This window comes from Acidimicrobiales bacterium (genome assembly GCA_035316325.1).
Classification (GTDB): domain Bacteria; phylum Actinomycetota; class Acidimicrobiia; order Acidimicrobiales; family VFJN01; genus DASXTK01.
Genome location: DATHJB010000050.1, coordinates 51,638 through 59,019, shown reverse-complemented (window position 1 = coordinate 59,019; position 7,382 = coordinate 51,638). Strand labels below are relative to the sequence as shown.

Sequence of the window (7,382 nt, the reverse complement as noted above, 5' to 3'; positions counted from 1 at the left end):
GGACCAGCCTCGCCCCGTTCACCCAAGACGACCTCGACGCCATCGCCGCCGAGCTCAACGGACGCCCTCGACAAACCCTCGGCTGGCTGAAACCATCCGAAGCACTCGACCAGGCGTTGCGATGACCCCCTGAGACCAAGGTCGTTCTCCTTCAAAGACCGGGGGCGAGCCAGCGCACCGACAGCGGGGGGAGCGTGAGCACCGCGGAGGCGGCCTGGCCCTGCCACGGGGTGTCCTCGGCGGTCACGACCGGTTGGAGCATGTTGGTGCCGCCCCAGCGCTCGTCGTCGGTGTTGAGCACGTCGGACCAGGGGCCTGCCGACGGGAGGCCGACCCGGTAGCCGTGGCGGGGCACCGGGGTGAGGTTGGCGACGCACACCACGTGCTCACCACCACCCGAGCGCAGGAAGGCGAACACCGAGTTGTCGGCGTCGTCGGCGTCGATCCAGCAGAAGCCGTCCGGGCTGGTGTCGAGCGCCCACAGCGCCGGGTGCGCCGCGGCGACCCGGTTGAGCTCGGCCAGCAGGTGGTGGACGCCCCGGTTGGCGGGGTCGTCGAGCAGGTGCCAGTCGAGCGACCGGTCCTGGCTCCACTCCGTCTCCTGGGCCAGCTCGGCCCCCATGAACAGCAGCTTCTTGCCCGGGTGCGACCACATCCAGCCGTACAACGCCCGCAGGTTGGCGAAGCGCTGCCACCGGTCGCCCGGCATCTTCCCGATCAGCGAGCCCTTGCCGTGCACCACCTCGTCGTGGCTCAAGGGAAGCACGAAGTTCTCGGTCCAGGCGTAGACCAGCCCGAACGTGAGCGAGTGGTGGTGCCACCGCCGGTGCTCCGGCCGCTTGCCGAAGTACTCGAGGGTGTCGTGCATCCAGCCCATGTTCCACTTCTGGGAGAAGCCCAGGCCGCCCAGGTGCACGGGGCGCGTCACGCCGTCCCATGCCGTCGACTCCTCGGCGACCGTCAGCACCCCCGGGTGGTCGCGGTGCACCAGCCGGTTCATCTCCTGGACGAAGGCGACCGCCTCCAGGTTCTCCCGGCCGCCGTGCACGTTGGGCACCCACTCGCCGGCCTTGCGCGAGTAGTCGAGGTAGAGCATCGACGCCACCGCGTCGACCCGCAGGCCGTCGACGTGCAGCTCCTCCACCCAGTAGCGGGCCGCGGCGACGAGGAAGTTGCGCACCTCGTTGCGCCCGAAGTTGAAGACCAGCGTGCCCCAGTCGGGGTGCTCGCCCTGGCGCGGGTCGGCGTGCTCGTAGAGCGCGGTGCCGTCGAAGCGGGCCAGCGCCCACTCGTCCTTCGGGAAGTGCGCCGGCACGTAGTCGACCAGCACCCCGATCCCCCGCTCGTGCATGTGGTCGACGAAGGCCCGGAAGCCGTCGGGGTCGCCGTGGCGGGCGGTCGGGGCGAACCAGCTCGACACCTGGTAGCCCCACGACGGGTCGTACGGGTGCTCGGTCGGGGGCAGCAGCTCGACGTGCGTGAAGCCGAGCGCCAGGACGTGGTCGGCCAGCTGCTCGGCCAGGTCGCGGTAGTCGAGGTAGTCGCCCCGGCCCGTGCCGAACCGGCGCCACGACCCCAGGTGCACCTCGTACGCGGCCAGGCGCTCGTCGATCGGGTTCGACGCCGCCCGCCGTGCCACCCACTCGGTGTCGCCGGCGCTCCACTCGTGGCTCGACGAGAACACCACGCTGGCGTTGGCCGGTGGGCGCTCGGTGGCCCGGGCCATCGGGTCGGCCTTGAGGCGGGTCACGCCGTCGGCGCCCAGCACCTCGAACTTGTAGCGCTGGCCCGACCCGACGCCCGGGACGAACAGCTCCCACACGCCCGACGAGCCCAGCGTGCGCAGCGGGTGCGCGGTGCCGGCCCAGCTGTTCCAGTCGCCCACCACGCGCACGGCCCGGGCGGCGGGCGCCCACACGGAGAAGCTGGTGCCCTCGACGCCCTCGTGGGTGCGGGGATGCGCGCCCAGTGCCTCCCACAGCCGCTCGTGGCGGCCCTCGCCGATGAGGTGGAGGTCGAGCGGGCCCAGCGTCGGCCAGAAGCCCCACGGCTCGACCGACGTGATGTCGTAGCCCTCGCCCAGGGTGAACGTCACGCTGTAGCCCCGGGCCGGGGCCGGGTCGTCGGACCGGAGCTCGTGCTCGAACCCCCCGCCCGGGTGGACGCGCCGCATCGGACGGTCGCGGTACCGCGCCTGCCGGGCACCGGGCCACCAGGCGCGCAGCACCCGCCGGCCCGCCTCCTCGTGCAACCCGAGGACGCTGTGCGGGTCGGTGTGGAGCCCCGACGCCAGGGCGTCGAACGGCGTGCCCACCACGACCCCGCTAGGCGACGCGGCCGAGCACGCGCTCGATGGCCGACGTCGGGATCGTCACCCAGGTCGGTCGGTGGGCCAGCTCGTAGCTGACCTCGTACACGGCCTTGTCGAGCTCGAAGGCCTGCAGCACCGCCCGCCGGTCGTACTCGTCGGCGGGCCACAGCGACGACGTCCCCGTGCCGCCGGTGTAGCCGTGCCACAAGGCGTCGACCGCCCGGGCCTCCCACTCACCGGCCAGGTCGGCCAGCTCCGGGTCGATGTCGCGGCCCCGCTCCACCAGGGCCGACCGGGCCGCGTAGTGGAACGAGCGGACCATCGCCGCCACGTCTCGCAGCGGCGACGAGGGACGCACCCGCTCGGGCACCGGACGCCCCGGCTCGCCCTCGAAGTCGATCACGAACCAGCCGGCGTCGGCCCGCAGGAACTGGCCCAGGTGCAGGTCGCCGTGGATGCGGATGGCCCGACCCGGGTCGGCGACCTTCAGCAGGCCGGCCAGCACCACCTCGATCCGGTCGTTGTCGAGGACACCGTCGGGGGTGCGGGCCAGCTGGGCGCGCATGTCGCCCAGCCAGGCCTCGGGGTCGGCGTCGAAGGTGCCGAACGCGTCGGCGAGCGCCATGTGCAGGTCGGCGGTGACCTCGCCCAGGCGCAGGGCCTCGGGGCCGAAGTCGCCACCGGCCTCCTCGGGCGGCAGGCGGCTGCCCAGCAGGTCGCGCAGCGACGTGTGCGCCAGCTGCCAGGCGTCGGTGGAGCCCAGCAGGTAGTCGCGGACCACGGCGAGGTCCATGCCGTCGCGGCGCAGCTCGGCCCGCTGCGGCACCACGTGCGGGAACCCGCGGTTGCCGAGCACCCGGTTCACCTCGACGTCGGGGTTCGGCTCGCGGTGCAGCCGCCGGAACAGCTTGAGGATCAGCCGCTCGTCGTACACCACCGACGAGTTCGACTGCTCCACCACCAGCGGCCGGGCGACGTCGGCCGGCTCGCCCGGAGCGACCACGCCCAGCACGTCGAGGGCGAGCGTCGGGTCGACCAGGGCGTCGTAGAAGATCACGCCGTCGACCATCCCGATGGTGACGCGCTCCTTGCCCCGCAGGAAGTCGGGCTGGGCGTCGACGGGACGACCGCCGAGCACCATCTGGTAGGTCGCCACCTCGCCGCCGGTCGACAGCACGTCGACCATCACCCACACGAGCAGGGGTTCCTTGCGGTGGACCTCGACCGAGGTCACGGTGACGCTCTCGGGCGTCCCCTCGTTGGCGAACCACCGCTGCCGCGGCAGGAAGTCGCCGAGCAGTGGCGCCAGGTTCGCGGCTAGGTCCTCAACCAACGGCACCAACACTGCCTAGCACGCGTCGCGGCAGTCGCCTCATCTGCCTCATCCGCCTGCGTTTTCCTCGTCGCTCTGGTCGATCAGCTCGAACCAGTAGAAGCCGTAGGGGGCCAGGGTGACGAAGTAGGGCAGCTTGCCGATGCGGGGGAACCGCACCCGGCCGGTCAGCTCGATCGGCACCTTGCCCGCCAGCTGCTCCAGCATCAGCTCGCACGGTTGCGGGAACCGCGACAGGTTGTTCACGCACAGCACCATGTCTTCACCGTCGGGGTCGTCCTCAACCGGGTCTCTCCGTAGGTACGCCAGCACGGAGGGGTTCTCGGCGTGGAGGACCTCCAACTTGCCGGTGGCCAGCACCGGGTGCTGCCTGCGCACCGACAGCATCCGCTGCAGCCAGTGCAGGAAGCTCGACGGGTCACGACGCTGCGCCTCCACGTTGACGGCCTGGTAGCCGAAGACCGGGTCCATCAGCGGTGGCAGGTAGAGCTGGGCGAAGTCGGCCGACGAGAAGCCGCCGTTGCGGTCCGGGCTCCACTGCATCGGTGTGCGCACGCCGTCGCGGTCGCCGAGGTAGACGTTGTCGCCCATGCCCAGCTCGTCGCCGTAGTACATGATCGGGCTGCCGGGCATGGAGAACAGCAGGGCGTGGAACAGCTCGGCCTTGTGCTCGTCGTTGTCGAGCAACGGGAACAGGCGACGCCGGATGCCCAGGTTGAGCTTCATCCGGGGGTCGGTGGCGTACTCGGTGTACATGTAGTCCCGGTCCTCGTCGTCGACCATCTCGAGCGTGAGCTCGTCGTGGTTGCGGAGGAAGATGCCCCACTGGCCCCCGTCGGGGGGGTCGGGCGTCTGCGCCAGGATCTCGGTGATGGGGTGCCGCTGCTCCTTGCGCACCGCCATGAACATGCGCGGCATCAGGGGGAAGTGGAAGCACATGTGGCACTCGTCGCCGGTGCCGAAGTAGTCGACCACGTCGCTGGGCCACTGGTTGGCCTCCGCCAGCAGCACCCGGCCGGGGAACTCGGCGTCGACGGTCTTGCGGACCTTCCTGAGGTACTCGTGGGTCTCGGCCAGGTTCTCGCCGTTGGTGCCGTCGCGCTCGAACAGGTAGGGCACGGCGTCGAGCCGGAACCCGTCGAGGCCGATCTCCAGCCAGAACCGCACGACGTCGAGCATGGCGTCGGCCACGGCGGGGTTGTCGTAGTTGAGGTCGGGCTGGTGGTGGAAGAAGCGGTGCCAGTAGTACTGCTCGCGCTGGGCGTCGTAGGTCCAGTTGGAGGGCTCCGAGTCGAGGAAGATCACCCGGGCCTCCGACCACCGGTCAGGGTCGTCGCCCCACACGTACCAGTCGGCCTTCGGGTTGGTGCGGTCCTGGCGCGACTCGACGAACCACGGGTGCTGGTCGGACGTGTGGTTCATCACCATGTCGGCGATGACCCGGATGCCCCGGCGGTGCGCCTCCTGCAGGAACTTGCCGACGTCCTCGATCGACCCGGACTCCGGCAGCACCGTGAGGAAGTCGCTGATGTCGTAGCCCCCGTCCTTCAACGGCGACTGGTAGAAGGGCAGCAGCCACAAGCAGTCGACACCCAGCCATTCCAGGTAGTCGAGGCGCTGCGTCAGGCCGGCGAAGTCACCGAAGCCATCACCATCCGAGTCGTAGAAGCCGCGTACGGCGACCTCGTAGAACACGGCTCTCTGGTACCAACGGGCGTCGTCCGGATCGATGGGGGTTGGCATCACCCACAATGTGGCACACGCGTGAACCTGTGGCGCATGTCACTTGTTCCGAGGGGACGACAGAGCGAGGACATGGGCAACCTGTCCAACGTCGGGGTCGAGTAGGACGTAAGGCCGCGCGCCGTCCCACGTATACACGTCGCCGGTCAGCTCGTCGTGCGCCTGGTAGGGACCGCTGCCGGGGATGCCCATGGCCCCGAGGTCGAGGCTCAGCGTGGTGCCGTGCGCCTCGTGGGGGTCGAGGTTGACCACCACCAGCACCAGGTCGCCCTCGTCGCGGTGGCCCTTCGACCAGACGAGGAAGCGGTCGTCGTCGCTCTGGTGGAAGCGGATGTTCTTCAGCCGGTGGAAGGCCGGGTGGCGACGGCGGATGTCGTTGACCCGGGTGATGAACGGCGCCAGCGAGTCGGCCCGGTCCCAGTCGCGGTCCTTGAGCTCGTACTTCTCCGAGTAGAGGTACTCCTCGTTCTCGTCGCTCATCGGCTCGTTCTCGTACAGCTCGTAGCCGCTGTAGACCCCGTAGTTCGGCACCAGCGTCGCCGCCAGGAGGAACCGCAGCTTGAACGCCGCCGGCGGGCCGTTGCGCAGCGGGCCGCCGAGGATGTCGGGCGTGTTGGGCCAGAAGTTCGGCCGCAGGTAGCTCGACGTCGGCCCGTAGGCCAGCTCCTCGACGTACTCCCGCAGCTCCCAGGCCGAGTTGCGCCAGGTGAAGTAGGTGTAGCTCTGGGTGAACCCGACCTCGGCCAGCTTCGCCATCACCCGGGGCTTGGTGAACGCCTCCGACAGGAAGATGACGTCGGGGTGCTTGCGGTGGATCTCCTCGATCACCCAGGCCCAGAAGGCGATCGGCTTGGTGTGCGGGTTGTCGACCCGGAAGATGCGGATGCCGACGGCGATCCAGTGCCGCAGCACGTCGCGGCACGCCTTCCACAGCGCCACCCGGTCGGCCTCGGCCTCGGGCCAGAAGTTGATGTTGACGATGTCCTGGTACTTCTTGGGCGGGTTCTCGGCGTACTTGATGGTGCCGTCGGGCCGCCGCTTGAACCACTCGGGATGGTCGTGCACCCAGGGGTGGTCGGGCGAGCACTGCAGGGCGTAGTCGAGGGCGATCTCGAGGCCGCGGTCGCTGGCCTCGGTGCAGAAGCGGCGGAAGTCCTCGATGGTGCCCAGGTCAGGGTCGACGGCGGTGTGGCCGCCCTCGGGCGAGCCGATCGCCCAGGGGCTGCCGGGGTCGTCCGGCTTCGCCTTCAGGGTGTTGTTGGCCCCCTTGCGGGCGGTGGTGCCGATCGGGTGGATGGGCGGCAGGTACACCACGTCGAAGCCCATCTCGGCGGCGGCGGCGAGCCGCTTGGTGGCGCCGACGAAGCCGCCCTCGGAGCGGGGGAACAGCTCGTACCAGGCGCTGAAGCCGGCCCGGGGGCGGTCGACCCACAGCGGCAGGACGGCCGGAGTGAGGTCGGCGTCGGGCAGCGGCGCCACCAGGGCGGCGACCTGGTCGTCGAGCCCGGCGTTGAGGCGCACGTGGAGGCTGCACTCGGTGCGGCGGAGGCCGGCGGCGGCGGCGAGCACCCGCTGGCGCTGCTTGGTGGCCTTGAGCTGGGCGGCTCGGTCCTCCAGGAGAGCCGCCCCCTCTTCCAGCTCGACGGTCACGTCGTCGCCGACCCCGGCCTTCACCTCGATGTCGTGGCGCCAGGTGGCGAACCGGTCGCGCCAGGCCTCCACCACCAGCTCGTGGGCGCCGGCGAGGTCGGGCTGGATGGTGGCCTCCCAGTGGTCCTCGTAGACCTCCCGCATGGGGGCGGTGCGCCAGCTGCGGCCCTTCCCGAGGCGCCAGCGGAGCCGGGCCTTGAGGATGTCGTGCCCGTCGGCGTACACGTCGGCGGCGACGGTCACCTGCTCCCCCACCACCGCCTTGGCCGGGAACTGACCCGAGGGCGTGGTCGGCGTCAGGTTCTCGATGGTGATCCGGGCCAGCTCCGTTCGAGGCACCCCGTC

General features: G+C 70.6%; 5 protein-coding genes. 1 reads left to right on the top strand and 4 read right to left on the bottom strand.

All coding sequences use genetic code 11. The features are described 5' to 3' along the window. The coding region (locus tag VK611_07135; protein ID HMG41087.1) for an IS30 family transposase at nucleotides 1-125 on the top strand (125 nt) is incomplete at its 5' end. Nucleotides 126-151: 26 nt separating this feature from the next. Here the strand turns inward: VK611_07135 and glgB are convergent. Genes glgB through VK611_07115 form a run of 4 tightly spaced genes read right to left on the bottom strand, consistent with a single transcriptional unit; the run spans nucleotide 152 to nucleotide 7,376 of the window. Continuing rightward, nucleotides 152-2,314, bottom strand: a complete 2,163-nt coding sequence (gene glgB / locus VK611_07130; protein ID HMG41086.1) for a 1,4-alpha-glucan branching protein GlgB — start codon at nucleotides 2,312-2,314, stop codon at nucleotides 152-154. Nucleotides 2,315-2,324: 10 nt separating this feature from the next. Then, nucleotides 2,325-3,644 (bottom strand): hypothetical protein, encoded by a 1,320-nt coding sequence (locus VK611_07125; protein ID HMG41085.1) that lies wholly within the window; start codon nucleotides 3,642-3,644, stop codon nucleotides 2,325-2,327. A 48-nt stretch (nucleotides 3,645-3,692) separates the two neighbouring features. Next, nucleotides 3,693-5,387 (bottom strand): maltose alpha-D-glucosyltransferase, encoded by a 1,695-nt coding sequence (gene treS / locus VK611_07120; GenBank protein ID HMG41084.1) that lies wholly within the window; start codon nucleotides 5,385-5,387, stop codon nucleotides 3,693-3,695. Nucleotides 5,388-5,426: 39 nt separating this feature from the next. Further along, on the bottom strand, nucleotides 5,427-7,376 hold the full coding sequence (locus tag VK611_07115; protein ID HMG41083.1) for an alpha-1,4-glucan--maltose-1-phosphate maltosyltransferase: 1,950 nt from the start codon (nucleotides 7,374-7,376) through the stop codon (nucleotides 5,427-5,429). Nucleotides 7,377-7,382 lie beyond the last annotated feature (6 nt).